At 67.0% G+C, this 19,836-nt stretch carries 19 protein-coding genes; 8 read left to right on the top strand and 11 right to left on the bottom strand.

Annotated features, from left to right (window positions below; all coding sequences use genetic code 11):
* Position 1: 1 nt before the first annotated feature.
* From ribD to AC1GI4_RS10000, 4 genes are all read right to left on the bottom strand, one after another.
* Complete coding sequence (ribD, locus tag AC1GI4_RS10015; RefSeq protein ID WP_479630388.1) at positions 2-943, bottom strand: bifunctional diaminohydroxyphosphoribosylaminopyrimidine deaminase/5-amino-6-(5-phosphoribosylamino)uracil reductase RibD; 942 nt, start codon at positions 941-943, stop codon at positions 2-4.
* Between the two features lie 14 nt (positions 944-957).
* Positions 958-1,305, bottom strand: a complete 348-nt coding sequence (locus tag AC1GI4_RS10010; protein WP_294269850.1) for a hypothetical protein — start codon at positions 1,303-1,305, stop codon at positions 958-960.
* Between the two features lie 274 nt (positions 1,306-1,579).
* Positions 1,580-2,437: a phasin family protein gene (locus AC1GI4_RS10005; protein WP_479629396.1), complete on the bottom strand. Its 858-nt coding sequence runs from the start codon at positions 2,435-2,437 to the stop codon at positions 1,580-1,582.
* Positions 2,438-2,522: 85 nt separating this feature from the next.
* Positions 2,523-4,238, bottom strand: coding sequence for a PHA/PHB synthase family protein (locus AC1GI4_RS10000; RefSeq protein ID WP_479629395.1), 1,716 nt, complete (start codon positions 4,236-4,238; stop codon positions 2,523-2,525).
* A gap of 120 nt (positions 4,239-4,358) precedes the next feature.
* Here AC1GI4_RS10000 and AC1GI4_RS09995 point away from each other — a divergent pair, with 120 nt between their 5' ends.
* Positions 4,359-5,570, top strand: a complete 1,212-nt coding sequence (locus tag AC1GI4_RS09995) for an LL-diaminopimelate aminotransferase (RefSeq protein WP_058716564.1) — start codon at positions 4,359-4,361, stop codon at positions 5,568-5,570.
* 76 nt (positions 5,571-5,646) lie between these two features.
* Here the strand turns inward: AC1GI4_RS09995 and AC1GI4_RS09990 are convergent, their stop codons facing one another.
* A complete protein-coding gene (locus AC1GI4_RS09990; protein ID WP_479629394.1) occupies positions 5,647-6,789 on the bottom strand; it encodes a GGDEF domain-containing protein in 1,143 nt (380 codons plus the stop codon).
* Positions 6,790-7,045: 256 nt separating this feature from the next.
* On the opposite strand from AC1GI4_RS09990, the gene pheS reads away from it, so the two are divergent.
* The 5 genes from pheS to AC1GI4_RS09965 all read left to right on the top strand — a co-directional run bounded on the left by pheS (position 7,046) and on the right by AC1GI4_RS09965 (position 13,670).
* Entirely contained in the window at positions 7,046-8,122 is a 1,077-nt protein-coding gene (pheS, locus tag AC1GI4_RS09985; RefSeq protein ID WP_479630387.1) for a phenylalanine--tRNA ligase subunit alpha, read from the top strand.
* Positions 8,119-10,482 (top strand): phenylalanine--tRNA ligase subunit beta, encoded by a 2,364-nt coding sequence (gene pheT, locus AC1GI4_RS09980; protein WP_479629393.1) that lies wholly within the window; start codon positions 8,119-8,121, stop codon positions 10,480-10,482. The genes pheS and pheT overlap by 4 nt, the downstream gene beginning before the upstream one ends.
* Entirely contained in the window at positions 10,475-11,356 is an 882-nt protein-coding gene (locus AC1GI4_RS09975) for an aldose 1-epimerase family protein (protein WP_479629392.1), read from the top strand. The genes pheT and AC1GI4_RS09975 overlap by 8 nt, the downstream gene beginning before the upstream one ends.
* A 215-nt stretch (positions 11,357-11,571) precedes the next feature.
* The gene (locus tag AC1GI4_RS09970) at positions 11,572-13,098 is read left to right on the top strand and encodes a peptide chain release factor 3 (protein WP_479629391.1); all 1,527 of its coding nucleotides are present in this window, start codon (positions 11,572-11,574) and stop codon (positions 13,096-13,098) included.
* Between the two features lie 38 nt (positions 13,099-13,136).
* Positions 13,137-13,670 carry a hypothetical protein gene (locus AC1GI4_RS09965; RefSeq protein ID WP_479629390.1) on the top strand — a complete coding sequence of 178 codons (534 nt, stop codon included), beginning with the start codon at positions 13,137-13,139 and terminating at the stop codon, positions 13,668-13,670.
* A gap of 119 nt (positions 13,671-13,789) precedes the next feature.
* Here AC1GI4_RS09965 and AC1GI4_RS09960 read toward each other — a convergent pair whose 3' ends face one another.
* From AC1GI4_RS09960 to rpmF, 5 genes are all read right to left on the bottom strand, one after another.
* The gene (locus tag AC1GI4_RS09960; protein WP_479629389.1) at positions 13,790-14,155 is read right to left on the bottom strand and encodes a MerR family transcriptional regulator; all 366 of its coding nucleotides are present in this window, start codon (positions 14,153-14,155) and stop codon (positions 13,790-13,792) included.
* On the bottom strand, positions 14,139-14,438 hold the full coding sequence (locus tag AC1GI4_RS09955; protein WP_433909485.1) for an integration host factor subunit alpha: 300 nt from the start codon (positions 14,436-14,438) through the stop codon (positions 14,139-14,141). Before AC1GI4_RS09955 ends, AC1GI4_RS09960 begins: the two co-directional genes overlap by 17 nt.
* Before the next feature lie 105 nt (positions 14,439-14,543).
* Positions 14,544-15,512, bottom strand: a complete 969-nt coding sequence (locus AC1GI4_RS09950; RefSeq protein WP_479629388.1) for a beta-ketoacyl-ACP synthase III — start codon at positions 15,510-15,512, stop codon at positions 14,544-14,546.
* Entirely contained in the window at positions 15,509-16,537 is a 1,029-nt protein-coding gene (plsX, locus tag AC1GI4_RS09945; protein ID WP_042488279.1) for a phosphate acyltransferase PlsX, read from the bottom strand. The genes AC1GI4_RS09950 and plsX overlap by 4 nt, the downstream gene beginning before the upstream one ends.
* 40 nt (positions 16,538-16,577) lie before the next feature.
* Positions 16,578-16,757 (bottom strand): 50S ribosomal protein L32, encoded by a 180-nt coding sequence (rpmF, locus tag AC1GI4_RS09940; protein ID WP_042488281.1) that lies wholly within the window; start codon positions 16,755-16,757, stop codon positions 16,578-16,580.
* 204 nt (positions 16,758-16,961) lie between these two features.
* Here rpmF and AC1GI4_RS09935 point away from each other — a divergent pair, with 204 nt between their 5' ends.
* Positions 16,962-17,396 (top strand): MAPEG family protein, encoded by a 435-nt coding sequence (locus AC1GI4_RS09935; RefSeq protein WP_294272343.1) that lies wholly within the window; start codon positions 16,962-16,964, stop codon positions 17,394-17,396.
* Positions 17,396-19,024, top strand: a complete 1,629-nt coding sequence (locus tag AC1GI4_RS09930; protein ID WP_479629387.1) for a M28 family metallopeptidase — start codon at positions 17,396-17,398, stop codon at positions 19,022-19,024. Before AC1GI4_RS09935 ends, AC1GI4_RS09930 begins: the two co-directional genes overlap by 1 nt.
* A gap of 104 nt (positions 19,025-19,128) precedes the next feature.
* Here AC1GI4_RS09930 and AC1GI4_RS09925 read toward each other — a convergent pair whose 3' ends face one another.
* Positions 19,129-19,803: an MBL fold metallo-hydrolase gene (locus AC1GI4_RS09925; protein ID WP_479629386.1), complete on the bottom strand. Its 675-nt coding sequence runs from the start codon at positions 19,801-19,803 to the stop codon at positions 19,129-19,131.
* Positions 19,804-19,836: the final 33 nt, after the last annotated feature.

Here is a 19,836-nt window from a genome sequence, read left to right as displayed (position 1 = left end):
ATCAGTCGCGCTCGTAGACCTCCAGCCGGTCGCTGCCAAGCATCCGTGAATCGGCCAGTCGCCAGCGGCCATGCGCCTCGGCCAGACGGATGAGGCCAATGTCGCCCAGCGCCGCGCGTCCCTCGCCGATCAGGATCGGCGCGCGGTAGAGGAGCAGCCGGTCGACCAGATCACCGGCCAGGAAGGCGGAGGCGGCCTTCGCACCGCCTTCGACCATCAGCCGGTCGACGCCCGCCAGATCGGCGATGGCGGCGGGGAAGGGGATCATCTCCCAACCGGGCTCGGGCGTGCGCGACAGCAGGATGCGGCGGGGCGAAAGACTCTCCAGCCCCGGCAGGCGGACATCGAGCCGGGGCGAATCCGCCTCCAGCGTGCCGCGCCCGACCAGGATCGCCTCATGGCGGCTGCGCTCCAGATGGGTATGCGCGCGCGCGTCCGGCCCGGTGATCCAGCGGCTCTCGCCATTGGGGCGGGCGATCTTCCCGTCGAGCGAGGTGGCGAGCTTGAGCGTGACGAAGGGGCGCCCTCGGGCGCGGCGGGTCAGGAAACCCGCGATCATCGCACGCGCTTCTGTCTCACGCACGCCGGTCGTCACCGCAATCCCGGCGGCGCGGGCGCGGGCGAAGCCCTTGCCATTGGTACGCGGATCGGGGTCGCCCATGGCTGCCACGATGCGGGCGACTCGCGCGCCAATCAGCAGGTCGGTGCAGGCGGGTCCGCGCGTCGAGACATGCGCACACGGCTCCAGCGTGACATAGGCGGTGGCGCCCTGCGCGGCCTCGCCCGCCTGGGCCAGCGCCATCGCCTCGGCATGGGGACGGCCACCGGCCTGCGTCCAGCCGCGCCCGACCACCCGGCCGTCGCGGACGATCACGCAGCCGACATTGGGATTGGGCGCGGTTCGCCCGACGCCGCGATCCGCCAGCGCCAGCGCAGCCCCCATCCAGCGATGATCGGTCAGAAGCCCCACTTGGTCAGCGCGTCGTCGACCTTCTTGAACTCGGCGCGACGCTGGTCCTGGGCGGCCTTTTCCTCGGCGAGCCGCTCCTTCTTCTTCACATAGTCGATCTTCTGCTGCGCCTTGATCTGCACATCGGTGCGGTCGGCGGGCCATTGTTCGACATAGATGATGTTGGGCTGGTACGGCACCGGCACATAATCGTCGCGCGCAAAGGCGTAGATGAAGAAGCCGGTTATGCCGACCGCGATCATCAGGAAGACGAGTTCGTATGGCCGCCGCTGCGCCAGGAAGAAGCGCAGGTCGCGGATCGCGCGGACGGGGGAGAAGCGGCCGAAGAACGACATGGGGGGAATGTAGGCGTTGCGGGCGTGGGATGCCAGTGGGGTGTTGTTCTCGGTGAGACCGCAAGCCCTCCCCTATCCCCTCCCGCTTGCGGGAGGGGCGTGCCAAGGCCCACGCTCATGAGCAAATGGAACCGTTCGATCTTGCCGTTCCCCTCCCGCAGGCGGGAGGGGGTGGGGGAGGGAAAGCCCCGAGCGATGCCTTGTCGAACAACCCGAAAAAGGGCGGCCGCATCGCGACCGCCCCTTCATTCCCGCGAAGGAAAACGTCCGCGAATTACGCGACGGTCTTCATCTTCTCGGCGGCGACCGCGACGCGGTTGCTCAGCGGCTGGGCGATCTCGCCGGCCAGCTTCATCATGTGCTCGGTCGAGCGCGAGGTCTCGGCGACCATCGAGTCGAAGGCCGAGCGGGCGAAGTCCGACTGCAGCTTCATGAACTCGGTCGGCGACTTGACCGACGACAGCGTCTGCAGCGTCTGGGTCGCGGTCTCGAAGGTGCGCTTGGCATAATCGGCCGCGCCCTGGCCCAGCGTCTCGGCGCCCTTGGCAGCGATCTTCGACGATTCGACGATGGCTTCCAGATTGCCCTTGTTGAAGGCGATCATGTCTTCGAACAGCTTGGCGCTCTTATCCATGCTCGCCTGGGTGCGGGCTTGGGCGTCGCCGAAAAAGGCCTGGGTCTTGGCGGCGGTATCCTTGGCGGCGTTTTCGATGGTGCTCTGGGCGTCCATGATGATGTCCTTGGGCTTTGAGTCCGCCGAAACCGCGGCGGTCGGGGAAGAAATTTCGGGCTTGGCCGTCTCGGCCACCACCGGAGCGACCGGCGCGTCGGGCTTGGCCGCTTCGATCGGCTTCGCCTCGGGCGCGGGTGCCGCCGCTACCGGCTTGGCCGGAGCCTTGGGCGCTTCGGCCTTGGGCGCGGGCTTGGCCACTGCAGGGGCGGCGGGCTTCTCGACCGCCATCGCCGGGGAGGTCAGCGGCAGGCCGGGGCTCGCCGAGGCGACGGGGGGCTTAACCACAGGCTTGGGATCGGAGGGGAGACCGGGCAACGTCTTGGCGGCGACCGGCTTGGTCGTCCGACGTGGCTTGGCCGCCGACTTCGCGGCGGGGACGGTCGGCTTGTTCTTGTCCAACAGCACTCTCCCGATTTGTTGCGCTGCACAATAGCGATTCGCGGGGGCAAGATCAAGTCTATTGTGCGGTGCAACAAAACCGACATCAACGCTGTCGGACGTAGCGTCCCGGCGCTTCGTCGAGGGCGGGCAGCGTGCCTTCGCCCGGTATCCTTGCTCCTGTCGCCGCGACGGTGGCGGAGTCGCGCTGGCGCAACCAGGCCGCCCAGTCGGGCCACCAGCTGCCCTTGGTCTCGGTCGCGCCCGCGACGAAATCGGTGAGCGTCGCGGCGGGCTGGTCATTGGTCCAATATTGATATTTGCCCGCCGCCGGGGGATTCACCACGCCCGCGATATGGCCCGAGCCCGCCAGCACGAAGCGCAAGGGGCCGGTGAACGCCTCGGTGATCTTCCACACGCTTTCGGGCGGCGCGATATGATCCTCGCGCCCCGCCTGGACATAGGCGGGCGTCGATACCTGGGTCAGGTCGAGCGGCACGCCGCCGACACTCATCGCGCCCGGCGTCATCAACAGATTGTCACGGTACAGGTCGCTCAGATAGGCGAGATGCCATTTGGCGGGCAGGTTGGTGACGTCGCCGTTCCAGTGGAGCAGGTCGAACGGCACATAATCGCGTCCCAGCAGATAGTTGTTGGTGACGTAATTCCAGATCAGGTCGCGCCCGCGCAGCAGGTTGAACGTCATCGCCAGATAGCGCCCGTCCAGATAGCCCTCGGGCGAGAGCGCGGCGATCATCTTGAGCTGTTCGTCATCGACGAAGTGAAGCAGCTCGCCCGCCTTGGAGAAATCGACCTGCGCGGTGAAGAAGGTGGCGCTGGCGACCTTGTCCGCCTCGCCCTGCGCGGAGAGCCAGGCGAGCGTCGCGGCCAGCGTCGTACCCGCCACGCAGTAACCGACGGTGTGGACCGACTCGACGCCCAGCAGACCCCGCACCGTATCGATCGCATCGACCTGGGCGGCGACATAATCGTCCCAGATCACGTCCTTCATCGTGGCGTCGGCGGACTTCCACGACACCATGAAGACGCTGAACCCCTGGTCAACCAGCCATTTGATGAGGCTCTTCTCGGGCGCGAGGTCGAGGATGTAGAAGCGGTTGATCCAGGGCGGAAAGATCACGATCGGCACCGCCGCCACCTGCTCGGTGGTCGGGGTATAGTGGATCAGTTCGTACAGGTCGGTGCGCTTGACCACCTTGCCCGGCGTCGCGGCCAGGTTGCGTCCGACCTCGAACGCGCGCGCATCGCTATGGGTCAGCTGCCCGCGCCCCAGGTCGGCGAGCATGTTCTGAAGGCCCTTCAACAGATTCTCACCGCGCGTCTCGACGATCTTGTCGAGTACCTCCGGATTGGTCGCGGGGAAGTTGGTCGGGCTCATCGCGTCGATGAAGCCTTGTGCGGCGAAGCGGATCTGCTCCTTCTGCTTCGGCTCCACGCCCTCCAGCGCGTCGACCCCGCGCAACAGATGGTCGGCGATCATCTGATAGCTTTGCCGGATCCAGTCGAAGAGCGGCGACTGCCACTGTTCGGCCTTGAACCGGCGATCGGGCTTGGGGGCCACGCTCGGCTCGGCGGCGGGGTCGATGAAGCGCTGCCACAGCGCCATCGAATCGGACCAGAAGTCGCGGACCCGGCCCATGGTGGCGGGGTCGTTGAAGCCCGGCACCACCGGCATGCCCTCGGGCGGCGATGAGAGTGCGGCCTCCATCATCATCTGCTGCGCCCGGCCCATCACCCAGGTCCAGTGTTGCATCTCTTCCAGCGTGGGAAGGGTGGGGGCTGTCGCGGGGGCGGCCGTCATCACATCCTCTCGTTCGTGAAACCCGGTCTTAGCGTCAGGATATTGCGCCGTCATGTCGGGTCGCGTTGTTCATCGAAAGCCGCTAAGCATCGGGTCCCAAATCGTTACACAGAGGGACCCATGTCCGAAGAGTTCTATCGCATCAAGCGCCTGCCGCCCTATGTCATCGCCGAAGTCAACGCGATGCGGGCCGCGGCGCGCGCGGGCGGTGAGGACATCATCGACCTGGGCATGGGCAATCCCGACCTGCCGCCGCCCGATCACGTCCTCGACAAGCTGGTCGAGGTCGCCAAGAAGCCCGATGCGCACGGATATTCCCAGTCCAAGGGGATTCCCGGCCTGCGCCGCGCCCAGGCCAATTATTATGGCCGCCGCTTCGGCGTCGATCTCGACCCCGAGACCGAGGTCGTCGTGACCATGGGATCGAAGGAAGGGCTGGCCTCGCTGGCGACCGCGATCACCGCGCCGGGCGACGTGGTCCTGGCGCCGAATCCTTCCTATCCGATCCACACCTTCGGCTTCATCATCGCGGGCGCGACGATCCGCGCGGTGCCGACGACGCCCGACGAAGCCTATTTCGAAAGCCTCGAGCGGGCGATGCACTTCACCGTGCCGCGCCCCTCGGTGCTGGTCGTGAACTATCCGTCGAACCCGACCGCCGAGACGGTGGACCTGGCCTTCTACGAACGACTCGTGGCGTTCGCGAAGAAGCATGAGCTGTGGGTGTTGAGCGACCTCGCCTATTCCGAACTTTATTATGACGGCAACCCGACCCCTTCGATTCTGCAGGTGAAGGGCGGCAAGGACGTCGCGGTCGAATTCACCTCGCTGTCCAAGACCTATTCGATGGCGGGCTGGCGGATCGGCTTCGCGGTGGGCAACAAGAAGCTGATCGCCGCGATGACGCGGGTGAAGTCCTATCTCGATTACGGGGCCTTCACCCCGATCCAGGCGGCGGCCTGCGCCGCGCTCAACGGGCCGCAGGACATCGTCGAGAAGAACCGCCAGCTCTATCACAAGCGACGCGACGTGCTGGTCGAGAGCTTCGGTCGGGCGGGCTGGGATATTCCCTCTCCCAAGGCCTCGATGTTTGCCTGGGCACCCTTGCCCCCGGCGCTGGCGCATCTGGGCAGCCTGGAGTTTTCCAAGCAGCTGCTGACCGAAGCCAAGGTCGCGGTCGCGCCGGGCGTCGGTTACGGCGAGAATGGCGAGGGCTTCGTGCGCATCGCCATGGTCGAGAACGAGCAGCGGCTCCGCCAGGCGGCGCGCAACGTCAAGCGCTACCTCCAGTCGATGGGCGTCAACACGCCGGGGGCGACCAAGGCGCTTTGATGCACGCGGCTATCGGGGCGACAAGCGGCCGTCCCGATAGCCTGGGTCGCCCGTGGGGCCTCTCAGTCCGATCGGGTCAGGCGGCTTTCACATGGGGCCGCTGGGCGTGGCGGGCCCGCTTGGCGGCATACATGGCTTCGTCCGCCTGCCGGATCAGCCGGTCGAGCCCCTTGTCCGCCGATCCGGTCGCGATGCCGATGCTCAGCGACGGCGGATAGGGCGAATCGACGGCGGCGACCACGGCGCGGTCGAACCGCTGGGACAGGGCCTTGTGCAGCGCCTCCGCCTCGGCCTGGGTGGCGGCGGGCAGGACACAGAGAAACTCGTCGCCGCCGATCCGCACCACCTGTCCTCGCTTGCCCAGTTCGGCCTGGGCAAGATCGACCAGCAGCCGCAACACCATGTCTCCCGCCGCATGGCCCTGCGTGTCGTTGAGCGACTTGAAATGATCGATATCGATCAGCAGCAGGGCGACCGGGCCGTGCTGCGCGGTCCGGCTCTGGTCCAGCCCGAACCGATTGAGCGCGCCGGTCAGGCTGTCGCGACAGGCCTGTTCGCGCAGTTCGCGCTGGGTGCGTTCGGACTCGATCAGCAGCAGCGAGAAATGGGTCAGCGTCACCATGATGATCGCGGTCCCGACTGCCCAATGCGCCATCGCATGGGCCTGCACCTCCCAGGCGGGGACGGTGAAGCCGATGAGGTTCAGCACCATGTTCAGCAGGAAGGCGATCGTCGAAAGGGCAAAGATGACGCCCATGGTCCAGGCGGTCATCAGCCTTTCCCGCTGGGCGATGCCGGTCACCAGCCAGGTGAGCGACAACAGGCACAGGATGCGCGCCATCCCCATCGTCGCCACGGTCCAGCGAACGTCATAGGGGTCGAATAGGAACAGCGCGATCAGCGCCGCTCCGGTGCCACCGAACAGGACCATCAGGATACGCGGCGGCGTCCGGCCGCTCATGGTCGCGGCGCTGCGGATACTCAGGGCAAGGCCGATCACCAGGACCAGGTTGAGCAGGCGTTCGACCGCCAGCGTGCTGGAGCCGTCGAAGAGCAGCGTCAGTCCGTTCGCCAGGCCGATCAGGATTTTCGCCAGCCCCCAGTCGCGCACCCATCCGCCGCGATCCTGGCGCGTCAGGCCCGGCGTCAGGTGAAGCGCGCCGATGATGAAGTGGCTGATCGCGGCGATCACCTGGATGGTAAAGACGTCGAGAATCAAGATGGGTGTTCCGTAGCGGGCATGGCACGGCCCTTCGCAAGGGCCTGGACGCGATCTTAACCTATGACATGTTGAGGAAAGGTTGGCGTGACATTGGTCGTCATGGCGGCCGTCATGGTCGCGAACCCTGCGTGAAGGATTGATCCCATGGCCACCCAGCCGCTACGGCGGGGGCAATCCCGCCAACGGGCCACGCGCCTTTACGGGGGCGCCAGAACGGCCGACGGAGTGACATGTGAGTAACGAACTCGAACAAATGCGTGAGCCGCTGCTCGCCGCCATCGCCGATGCGCCCGCGCTGGACGCGCTGGAGACGATCCGCGTCGACACGCTGGGCAAGCAGGGCCGCATCACCCAGCTGCTCAAGACGCTGGGCAAGATGAGCCCTGAGGAACGCCAGGTCGAAGGGCCGAAGATCCACGGCCTGCGCGAGGCAGTGACCGAAGCGCTGGGCGCTCGCAAGGCCGCGCTGGAGCAGGCGGCGCTCGACGCGCGCCTCGCCTCCGAGCGGCTGGACATGACCCTGCCGGCCGAGGGCAGCGGCTTCGGCACCGTCCACCCGGTCAGCCAGGTGATGGACGAATTGGCCGAGATTTTCGCCGACCTCGGCTTCGCGGTCGCGACCGGGCCGGAGGTCGAGACCGACTGGCACAATTTCACCGCGCTCAACATTCCCGAGACGCATCCGGCGCGTGCGATGCACGACACCTTCTATCTGGCGGGGGTCGAGCCGGGCGGTGACGAGCGCACCGTGCGCCGGGTGCTGCGCACCCACACCTCGCCGGTGCAGATCCGCACCATGCTGGACCAGAAGCCGCCGATCCGCATCATCGCGCCGGGGCGCACCTATCGTTCCGACTCGGACGCGACTCACACGCCGATGTTCCATCAGGTCGAAGGGCTGGTGATCGACAAGGGCATCACGCTCGGCCATCTCAAGTGGACGCTGGAGACCTTCCTCAAGGCGTTCTTCGAGCGCGACGATATCGTCCTGCGCCTGCGCCCCAGCTATTTCCCCTTCACCGAACCGAGCGCCGAGGTCGATGTCGGCTACACGATCGAGAAGGGCAAGCGCGTCATCGGCGGCTCGGGTGGCGGCTGGATGGAAGTGCTGGGCAGCGGCATGGTCCACCCCAAGGTCATCGAGGCGTGCGGGCTCGATCCCAATGAGTGGCAGGGCTTCGCCTTTGGCTGCGGCATCGACCGCCTCGCCATGCTGAAATACGGCATGGACGATCTTCGGGCATTCTTCGACGGCGATATCCGCTGGTTGAAGCATTACGGGTTCGCGAGCCTCGACGTACCCACGCTGTCGGGAGGAGTCGGCGCATGAAGTTCACCCTGGGCTGGCTGAAGAGCCATCTGGACACCGATGCCGATCTCGACACCATCGTCGAGGGGCTGACGCGTATCGGCCTGGAGGTCGAGGGCGTGCACAATCCGGGCGAGGCACTGGCCTCGTTCCGTGTCGCGCGCATCCTGTCGGCCGAGCGGCATCCGCAGGCGGACAAGCTGCAGGTCCTGTCGGTCGATGCCGGTGACGGCCCGATGCAGGTCGTGTGCGGCGCGCCCAATGCGCGGGCAGGTCTGGTCGGCGTGTTCGGCGCGCCGGGGGCCTATGTTCCCGGCCTCGACGTGACGCTGAAGGTCGCGGCGATCCGCGGCGTCGAGTCGAACGGCATGATGTGCTCGGCGCGCGAGTTGCAGATCGGCGAGGGCCATGACGGCATCATCGAACTGCCCAAGGATGCCGCGATCGGCACCTCCTTCCCGGACTATGCGGGCCTCAACGATCCGGTCATCGACGTGTCAATCACGCCCAACCGTCAGGATTGCATGGGCGTGCACGGCATCGCCCGCGACCTCGCCGCCGCCGGTCTCGGCACGCTGATCGCGCCAACCGTTCCGTCCGTTCCGGGCGAGGGCCCCGGCCCCGATGTGCGCATCGAGGACGCCGAGGGTTGCCCGGCCTTCTATGCGCAGGGCGTCTCGGGCCTGACCAATGGCGAAGCGCCCGAATGGATGCGCCAGCGGCTGACCGCGATCGGGCAGAAGCCGATCTCGGCGCTGGTCGACATCACCAATTACATGACGGTCGATCTCGGCCGTCCGCTGCACGTCTATGACAAGGCCAAGCTCTCGGGCGGTCTGGTCGCGCGGCATGCCAAGGACGGCGAGACGGTCGAGGCGCTGAACGGCAAGACCTATACGCTGTCGCAGGGTATGACCGTCATTGCCGACGATGCGGGTGTCCACGATATCGGCGGCATCATGGGCGGCGCGCATTCGGGCGTGTCGGAGACGACCACCGACGTCATCATCGAATGTGCGTACTTCACCCCCGAGGCGATCGCCCGCACCGGCCAGACGCTGGCGCTGACCAGCGACGCGCGGACCCGCTTCGAGCGCGGCGTGGACCCGGCTTTCCTCGACGACGGCCTCGCCATCGCGACCTATCTGGTTCTGGAATATTGCGGCGGCACCGCCAGCGGTGTGACGCGGGTAGGCGAGCCGCCGGTGACGGCCAAGACCATCGCCTATGACCCCCATCTGGCGGAAACGCTGGGCGGCCTCGCCATCGCGGCCGAGCGTCAGAAGGCGATCCTCGAGTCGCTGGGCTTCACCGTCACCGCCGACTGGCAGGTAACCGCCCCCAGTTGGCGTCGCGACGTGGACGGCCCCGCCGATCTGGTCGAGGAAGTGATCCGTATCGATGGGATCGACCATGTTCCCCCGGTGGCGCTGCCCCGCGCCCCCGGCGTCGCGCGTCCGACCGCCACGCCGCAGCAGAAGCTGGAGCGCCGCGCCCGCCGCGCCGCCGCCGCGCGAGGGCTGGACGAAGCGGTGACGTGGAGCTTCATCAGCGAGGCGCAGGCCGCGCCCTTCGGCGGCGGCGCGTTCACGCTCGCCAATCCGATCAGCGAAGACCTGAAGGTCATGCGGCCCTCGCTGCTCCCCGGCCTGCTCGCCGCGACCGAGCGCAATATCAAGCGCGGCGCGACCAGCGTTCGCCTGTTCGAGATCGGTCGCCGCTATCTGGCGGAGGCCGAACGGCCGACGCTGGGCGTGGTGCTGGCGGGCGACAAGGCGCCGCGCAACTGGCGCGCGGGCAAGGCGCAGGGCTTCGACCCATACGACGCCAAGGCCGAGGCGATCGCGCTGCTGACGCAGGCAGGGGCGCCGGTGGATAATCTGCAGGTGATGGGCGAGGCGGGCGATGCCTGGCATCCCGGCCAGTCGGGCACACTGCGGCTGGGGCCGAAGACGGTGCTGGCCGCGTTCGGCATGGTCCACCCCTCGGTGCTGAAGGCGTTCGACCTCGACGGCCAGGTGGCGGCGGTCGAGATCTATCTCGACGCCATCCCGCCCAAGCGCGCGACCGGCTTCATGCGGCCCGCCTATACGCCCCCGGCCTTGCAGTCGGTGCGGCGCGACTTCGCCTTCCTGGTGCCGGACAGCCTCGCCGCCGACATGCTGATCCGCGCGGTGCGGGGGGCGGACAAGGCCGCCATCACCGCCGCACGCGTCTTCGACGTGTTCGCAGGGCAGGGCGTGCCCGAGGGGCATAAGTCGGTCGCGGTCGAGGTGCTGCTACAACCGCAGCAGAAGAGCTTCACCGACGAGGAACTGAAGGCCATCGCCGACAAGATCGTCGCGGCGGCCGCCAAGCAGGGAGCGCAGCTTCGTGGCTGATGGGGAAAACTGGGTCCGTATCGCGGACGACCATTTGTCGGCGGCGATCAATCCGTTCGGGGCCGAGCTGTCCTCGCTGAAGGACGCGGACGGCCGCGAGCTGATGACCAATGCGGACCCGGCTTTCTGGACCGGACGCGCGCCCTTGCTGTTCCCGGTGATCGGCGTGACGCGTGACGGCATTCGCCTGAACGGCCAGCATTATCCGATGGCCAAGCACGGCTTTGCCCGCCATTCGACCTTCGAGCTGGTGACGCATGAGGCAACCCGCGCGGTCTTCTCGCTGGGCGACAGCGAGGAGACACGGACCTCCTATCCCTTCGCCTTCCGGCTGGAGGTGGAGTTCCGACTGGAAGAAGCGACGTTGGCGGTGGAGGTCCGCATCCTCAATCGGGGCGAGGTACCGATGCCCGCCAGCTTCGGCTTCCACCCCGCCTTCGCGTGGCCGCTGCCGTACGGAAAGGCCCGTGCCGATCATCGCATCATCTTCGAGAAGGACGAGCCCAGCCGTTTGCGCGAAATCGCCCCCGACGGCCTGATCGCCGAGGCGCATCGCGACAGTCCGCTCGACGGCCGCGTGCTGCATCTGGCGGACGATCTGTTCACCAACGACGCGCTGGTCTGGGACCCGGTCGAGAGCCGCCATGTCACCTACGGCGCGGACGGCGCGCCGCAGCTGCGCATCGCCTTCCCCGACACCGACAAGCTCGGCATCTGGACCAAGCCCGGCGCGGCCTATGTCTGTGTCGAGCCGTGGCACGGCATTGCCGACCCGGAGGGGTATGACGGCGATTTCTTCGACAAGCCCGGCGTGTTCGTCGTCCCTGTCGGGGGTGAGAAGGTCATTCAGATGTCGGTGGCGCTGGCGGGGTAAACCTTCGCATCCACGTCATTGCGAGCGGAGCGAAGCAATCTAGGGCCGCAAGCCCGGACGTCCTGGATTGCTTCGCTCCGCTCGCAATGACGGGCACCTTATTTCCTGCGACAGAGCGAAGCGGAGCCGCTATGGCGATCCGCAATCCCCTCGCCGTTCGGCTGACGGGGCGGGCATATCGATGCCACTAAACCCTTTGCTATCCAGAGCCGCCCATGACTTCCCCCCGCCGTACCTTCGCGATCATCTCGCACCCTGACGCCGGTAAGACGACGCTGACCGAAAAGCTGTTGTACTTCGGCGGCGCGATTCATTTGGCGGGTGAGGTCAAGGCGCGCGGCCAGAACCGGCGCGCGCGCTCGGACTGGATGAAGATCGAGCAGCAGCGCGGCATTTCGGTCACCTCCTCGGTGATGACGTTCGAGAAGGACGGCGTGACCTTCAACCTGCTCGATACGCCGGGCCACGAGGATTTCTCGGAGGACACGTATCGCACGCTGACCGCGGTTGACTCGGCCGTGATGGTCATCGACGCGGCGCGCGGTATCGAGGCGCAGACGCGCAAGCTGTTCGAGGTCTGCCGCCTGCGCTCGGTGCCGATCATCACCTTCGTCAACAAGGTCGATCGCGAGGGACGCCCGCCCTTCGAACTGCTCGACGAAATTGCCGACATCCTGGCGCTCGACGTGGCACCGATGAGCTGGCCGGTCGGCATGGGCGGGTTGTTCGAGGGCATCCTAGACCTGACCACCGGCAAGGTCAGCCGCCCCGAGGGCGACAGCCGCGCCTTCCTGGGCAAGGTGGACGATGCGCCGACTCTGCCCGCCGACATCGCTGAAGAGGTGGAGCTGGCGCAGGCCGGGTACGCCCAGTTCGATGGCGAAGCCTATCGCAACGGCGACCTGACGCCGGTCTATTTCGGCTCGGCGTTGAAGGACTTCGGCGTCGCCGAGCTGATCGACGCGCTCAGCCGCCACGCGCCGCCCCCGCGCCCGCAGCCTGCCGAGCCCGCGCCCGTCGCGCCGGAGAACAAGGAAGTCACCGGCTTCGTGTTCAAGGTGCAGGCGAACATGGACCCGCAGCACCGCGACCGGATCGCATTCATGCGGCTGTGCTCGGGCACGTTCAAGCGGGGCATGAAGCTGACCCCGACGGGCCATGGCAAGCCGATCGCGGTCCACTCGCCCATCCTGTTCTTCGCCCAAAATCGCGAAGTCGCGGACGAGGCGTTTCCGGGCGATATCATCGGCATCCCCAACCACGGGACGTTGCGGGTTGGCGATACGCTGTCGGAGCGGGCGGACGTCCGCTTCACCGGCCTGCCCAATTTCGCGCCCGAAATCTTGCGCCGCGTCGCGCTGAAGGATCCGACCAAGACCAAGCAGCTGCGCAAGGCGCTGGACGACATGGCCGAGGAGGGTGTGACCCAGGTCTTCTACCCAGAGATCGGGTCGAACTGGATCATCGGCGTCGTCGGGCAGCTCCAGCTCGACGTGCTGCTGTCGCGGCTGGATGCGGAGTATAAGGTCGCGGCCGGGCTGGAGCCTGCGCCATTCGACACCGCACGGTGGATCACCGCCGAGGACCCCGCGGACCTGAAGGCCTTCATGGACCTGAACCGTTCGGCCATGGCCAAGGACCGCGACGACAATCCCGTCTTCCTCGCCAAGAGCGCCTGGGAAGTCGGCTATGTCGCCGACCGCTATCCCAAGGTCCGTTTCCTCGCGACGCGCGAGCGCTGAGACGGAACCGAGGAGCCGTTTCGCGGCTTCATGGAGCCATGAACGAACAGGGATTTGCCATGGACCGCGCGACGATCGAAGCGACCTTCGAGGCCAATGAAAAGCTGATCCGCCGCCGCGCGCTGAAGGCCGGGGCCAAGGCGCTGACCATCGGCACCGAGAGCCTGGCCGAGACGATCGACGCCATCGGCGATGCCTATGGCCTGACCGGCGCGCAGCGTCGCCAGCTGGAACCCGGCATGGCGATCGAGGCGCAGGAGATCGTCGGCAAGCTCAAGGGCTTTGTCGGCCCCGCCGCGCTGTTCAGCGATCTGCGCGGCGGTGCGGGGCTGCTGTCGCAGGCCAAGGCGGCCGGGCGGCTGGCCAAGACGGCGCGCAAGATCGGCAAGGGCGGTCTGGCGGCGGGCCGGGTGGCGGCACGCGGCGGCCGTGCGGCGCGGGGACTGCCCTGGGCGGCGCTGGGCGTTGCGGCCTGGGGCGTCGGCAATGGCGGCTGGTTCTGGTGGAAGGCGCACGCTTATAACCGGGCGTGCCGGGATTTGCTGTTAGGTGAAGTGGTTCAGCCTGCGTAAGTTTGGCGGGCGTTGGGGTGTGACCTTCGACTTCGCTCAGGCTGAACGGCTGTTTGGAGTGGACCATAGCCCTAAATTCCGTTCAGCCTGAGCGAAGTCGAAGGCCACGTCCTATAACCCTACCGCTCGGCCCGGTCGTCCCAGGCCAGCCCCTCGGCCAGCGAATCACGAATGGCGCGCAGGATCGCGGCGGGATCGTCCTTCCCCCGCGACTCGGCTTCCAGAAGCTGCTGCACGCCGCGCATCGTATAGCCCTGCTGGTTGAGCAGTTGGTCGATGCGTCGGATCAGCGCCATGTCCTCGGGCCGGTAATAGCGGCGATTTCCGGCCCGCTGGACGGGTTTCAGCTGCGGGAAGCGCCCTTCCCAATAGCGCAGGACATGCTGGGCCACCCCGGTCTCGCGCGACACTTCCCCGATGGTGCGCAGCGCACCATCGGCCTTGCCGCCGTCCAGGGGCCGTTCGGGTCTATCCCGCCGCGACAATGCGATCGCGCATCATCTGGCTGGCGCGGAAGGTCAGCACGCGGCGCGGTGCGATCGGCACCTCCACCCCGGTCTTGGGGTTGCGGCCGATCCGCTCGCCCTTGTCACGCAGCACGAAGGTTCCGAACCCGGAAATCTTGACGTTCTCGCCGCGCGACAGTGCCTCGCACATCTCGACGAGAATCTGCTCGACCACTTCGGCCGAATCGGCGCGGGACAGTCCCACTTCATGATGCAGCGATTCGGCCAGGTCAGCACGGGTCAAAGATCCAGCGTTGGTCATTATCCATCCCCCAATGGTGTCGTGATAACGGCGTCGTTATAAGCGCGTATCATACGGATCGATTGGACCGAAAGGGATTTATCTCGGTTAATGTAAAACGATTGCTCAGAATCGGATCACCGCGGCGCCCCAGGTAAAGCCGCCGCCCATCGCTTCCAGGACGATGATGTCGTCCTGCTTGATGCGACCGTCCCGCACGGCGGTGTCGAGCGCGAGGGGAACCGAGGCCGCCGAGGTATTGGCATGGCGATCGACGGTGACGACCACCTTTTCGGCCGGAAGGTTCAGCTTGCGCGCGGTGGCATCGAGGATGCGGGCATTGGCCTGGTGCGGCACGACCCAGTCGACATCGGCCGCGCTCAGCCCCGCCAGGCCCAGCGATTCCTCCATCACCTGCGCCAGGTTGACGACGGCGTGACGGAAGACTTCGCGGCCCTTCATGCGCAGCTTGCCGACCGTGCCGGTGGTCGAGACACCGCCATCGACATAGAGCAGGCCGTTGTGGCGGCCATCGGCGTGCAGCTTGGTGGCCAGGATGCCGCGCCCGCCCGCGTCATCACTTTCGCGCGCTTCGAGCACCATCGCACCCGCACCGTCGCCGAACAGGACGCAGGTGGTGCGATCCTCCCAATCGAGGATGCGGCTGAAGGTCTCCGCACCAATCACCAGCGCACGGCGCTGCACGCCCGAGCGCAGCATCGCATCGGCAACCTGCACGGCATAGAGAAAGCCCGAGCAGACGGCGGCCACGTCGAACGCGACGCAGTCGTTGATGCCCAGCATCGCCTGGACCTTGGTGGCGGTGGCGGGGAAGGTCTGGTCCGGGGTGGCGGTCGCCAGCACGATCAGGTCGATGTCCTGCGCCGACAGCCCGGCGGCGGCGATCGCGGCCTTGGCGGCGTCGGCGGCCAGCGTCGCGGTCGTCTCCTCGGGGCCCGCAATATGGCGGAAGCGGATGCCGGTTCGCTCGACGATCCACTCGTCGGAGGTGTCGACTTGCCTCGCCAGTTCTTCGTTCGACACCCGCCGGGTTGGAAGTGCCGAACCCGTACCCTTGACGATCGAACGAATCATGCGGCGTCCTCGAAATTCAGGAGATCCTCGGCGATACGCCGGGTCAGGTCGGCGCGCACCATCTTGGCCGCATTGCCGATCGCGGTGGCGACGCCCAGTTCGTTGGCGCTGCCATGGCTTTTCACCACCACACCGTTCAGGCCCAGGAATACCGCGCCATTGTGGTTGTTGGGGTCGAGATGGTCGCGCAGCAGCTGGGTGGCCGGGCGCGAGATCAGGAAGCCGATCTTCGAGCGGGTCGAGGAGCGGAAGGCACGCTTCAGCAGGTCGCCGACGAAACGCGCCGTGCCCTCGGCGGTCTTGAGCGCGATGTTCCCGGCAAAGCCGTCGCACACGATCACGTCGACCTCACCACGGGCCAGCTGGTTGCCCTCGATAAAGCCGGTGAAGTTCAGCGGAAGGTGATTCTGGCCACGCAGCACGGCGGCGGCGTCGCGAATCTCGTCGGTGCCCTTCTGGTCCTCGGACCCGATGTTGAGCAGCGCGACGCGCGGATTGTCGAGTTCCAGCAGGACGCGGGCATAGGCCGCGCCCATCACGGCGAACTGGACGAGGTTGCGCGCATCGCACTCGGTATTGGCGCCGAGGTCGAGCATGACGACGTCATTGTCGCCCAGCGTCGGCAGCGGGGCCGCGAGGGCAGGCCGGTCGATGCCGGGCAGGGTGCGAAGCGACAGCTTGGCCATCGCCATCAGCGCGCCGGTATTTCCGGACGACACCATGGCGGCGGCGCGACGCTGCTTCACCAGGTCGATGGCGATGCCCATCGACGTGACGCGCGCACGCCGGATCGCCTGGCTCGGCTTTTCGCTCGAACCGACGATCTCGGGCGCGTGGACGATTTCGGACGCGGCGGACAGATTGGGATGGGACTTCAGCCCCTCCGCAATCTGCGCCTCGTCCCCGACCAGGAAGAACCGCATGCCCTCAAAGCGGCGTCGCGCGCGCGCAACACCGGCGAGCATCACGGCCAGCCCGTCGTCGCCGCCCATCGCATCGACGGCGATCCAGGCGTTATCGGCCATGGGTATCCTCTAACGGTCGTTCAGGTGAAGGTAGAGGGGATCAGCCCTCGACCGACACGACCTCACGGCCGTTGTAATGGCCGCAGGCGGTGCACAGGTTGTGCGGACGCTTCAGCTCGCCGCAGTTCGGGCATTCCTGGAATGCCGCGACCGTCAGCGAGTCGTGGCCACGGCGCATGCCGCGCTTGGAGGGCGAAGTCTTTCTCTTGGGGACGGCCATTGCGGCACCTTATCAATCGAACAATGGGTGGAATACGCCACGATCAGCACCCATTGCGCGCCCGGATCGACGACCCGGCCGCGTGAGCACCCAGCCGGACGCATCGCGAAGCCCCGCGCCTATAGCGAGTTTTGCCGATGTTGCAAGCATGGGCGCCAAATGGCACTCCCCGGCATCAGGCAATTTACAGGAAAGACGGCATTTATGGTCCTGCCGGTTACGCTCAGCATCGCGGCGGCGGCCGCCATCGTCAATTTGTGGCTCGCCTTGCGAATCGTGCTCGGGCGGGTCCGGGGCAAGGTGATGATCGGTGACGGCGGTGATTCGCGACTCGTGGCCGGAATGCGCGCCCAGGCGAACTTCGTCGAATATGCGCCCTTCGTCCTGATCCTGATGGGGTTGATCGAGTTGGGCGGCGGATCGGCCTTCTGGCTGTGGGTGCTGGGTGGCGCCTTCATCGTCGCGCGGATCGGCCATGGCTGGGGCATGATGCGGCCCGCGCCGAATATCGGTCGCGCGGGCGGTGCGATCGGCACCTGGGCCATCCTGGCGTTGCTCGCGGGATGGGGAATCGGGATCGTCTATGCGACTCAGGCCGTTCCAAGCCCTTCCACCACCGTCGTAAGGATCGACCGCTGATGATTCGCCTGCCCCTGATCGGTCTTGCGGCGCTGACCCTGACCGCCGCCGCGCCAGACCCCATTTCGCCGCAGCGGCTGTCCGCCGATGTGAAGACGCTGGCCTCCGATGCCTTCGAAGGCCGCGCCCCGGGCACGCCGGGCGAAGCGAAGACCGTCGACTGGCTGGTCGCGCAGTTCAAGGCGATGGGCCTGCAACCCGGCGGCCCGAACGGGCAATGGACGCAAGCCGTGCCGCTGATCCGCACCCAGATCGGGCAGGGGACGATGCAGGCGGGCGCGATGCCGCTGGTGCAGGGGCAGGGTGTCTATGTCTCGACCGTGCGGCCCGTCGACCGGGTGGCGATCAAGGACGCGCCGATGGTGTTCGTCGGTTACGGCGTCCACGCGCCCGAGCGCGGCTGGGACGACTTCAAGGGCGTCGACCTGAAGGGCAAGATCGCCGTCTTCCTGGTCAACGATCCCGATTTCGAGGCGGTGGCGGGCGACGATGCCAAGGGCAAGTTCGGCGACCGACGCATGACCTATTATGGTCGCTGGACCTATAAGTTCGAGGAAGCCGCGCGGCAGGGCGCGATCGGCGCGCTGATCGTCCACGACACGCCGGGGGCTGGCTATGGCTGGGCGACGGTGACGGCTCCGGCGGGCGAGAATTACGATATCGTCCGCGCCGATCCGACCTCGCGGGTGCTGCTCCAGGGCTGGCTGTCGGGTGAGGCGGCGAGCAAGCTGTTCGCCGCCGGAGGGCTGGACCTGGGCGAACAGCGCAAGGCCGCGCGTCGCGCCGATTTCCGGCCGGTGGAATTGAAGGGACAGGCCTTTTCCGCCGACCTGTCGGTGAAGACGGTGCGCGCGGAGAGCCGCAACGTGCTGGCCAAGCTGCCGGGCAAAACGCACCCCGATGAGGTCGTGATGTTCGGCGCGCATTGGGACGCCTATGGCAAGGGCGCGCCCGATTCGCAGGGCCGGGTGATCCGTCCCGGCGCCAATGACGACGCGCTGGGCGTCGCGGGCGTGCTGGAACTGGCGCGCGCGTTCAAGGCGGCGCCGCAGACCGACCGCAGCCTGGTCTTCGCGCTATGGACCGGCGAGGAGCGCGGGCTGCTGGGGTCGGAGACCTATGCGGTGAAGCCGGTCTATCCGCTGGCCAAGACGGTCGCGAACCTGACGCTCGACATCCTCCAGACGGCGGGACCGGCCAAGGACGTGATGCTGGTCGGTGACGGGCAGAACGATCTGGAAGACCGGCTGAAGGCCGCCGCCGCCGCGCAGGGCCGCACGGTGACGCCCGAAGCGCTGCCCGAGCGGGGGCTCTTCTATCGCGCCGATCACTTCTCGGTCGCGCGGCGCGGCGTGCCGACGCTGCTGCTGATGGCGATCAGCGGCGCGCCCGATCTGGTCGCGGGCGGGCGTCCGGCGGGGCAGAAGTGGCTGGACGACTATATGCGCTGTTACCACCAGACCTGCGACGCGTGGGACGCGAGGTGGGACCTGCGCGGGGCGGCGGCGGATGTTGGGCTGCTGTACGGAATCGGGCGCGACCTGGCGTCGTCCCGCGATTGGCCGGAATGGCGCGCGGGTTCCGAGTTCAAGGCGATTCGTAGCGAGAGTGCGGCGGAACGTAGGTGATTCCCTTGGCCTTCGACTGCGCTCAGGCTGAACGGAGGGAGGGAAAGGAGCTTGCCCTCAAATTCCGTTCAGGCTGGGCGAAGTCGAAGCCAACGCCCCCAACCTCACCCCAAACCCAGAACCCGATCCGCCACGAACGCATTGCTCTGCCGCTCATGCCCGAAGGTGCTGGGCTGGCCGTGCCCCGGAATGAAGGCGGTCTCGTTCCCCAGCGGCCACAGCTTCTCGACGATCGAGCGGATCAGCGTGTTGTGATCCCCGCCCGGCAGGTCGGAGCGCCCGACCGAGCCCTGGAACAGCACGTCGCCGACCAGCGCGAATTTCGAGGGCGCATGGTGGAAGATGACATGGCCGCGCGTATGACCCGGTGTCTCGTAGACATCCAGGGTCAGATCGCCGATCGTCACCGTGTCGCCTTCGGACAGCCAGCGCGTCGGCTCCAGCACCTGCGCCGGAATACCATAGGCCTGACCGTCTTCATCCAGCCGCGCCAGCCAGAAACGATCCTCTTCCTGCGGCCCCTCGACCGGCACCGACAAGGCATCGGCCAGCGCCTTGGCCCCGCCCGCATGATCGATATGGCCATGGGTCAGCAGGATCTTCTCGACCGTCACGCCGGTCTTGGCGATGGCGTCATGGATGCGCGGCAGGTCGCCGCCCGGATCGACCACCGCGGCCTTCATCGTCGCGATGCACCACACGATCGAGCAATTCTGCTGCAGCGGGGTGACGGGCACGATGGCGGCGCGCAGCGGAGGGTTTTGAGAGGCAGTCGTCATGACCCGGCGATAAGGGCTGTGACGGCCGGGGCC

It is taken from the genome of Sphingomonas sp. 77B, assembly GCF_056497825.1.
Note: the sequence above shows the minus strand (reverse complement) of the source record. Positions and strands in the feature narration are given on the sequence as shown.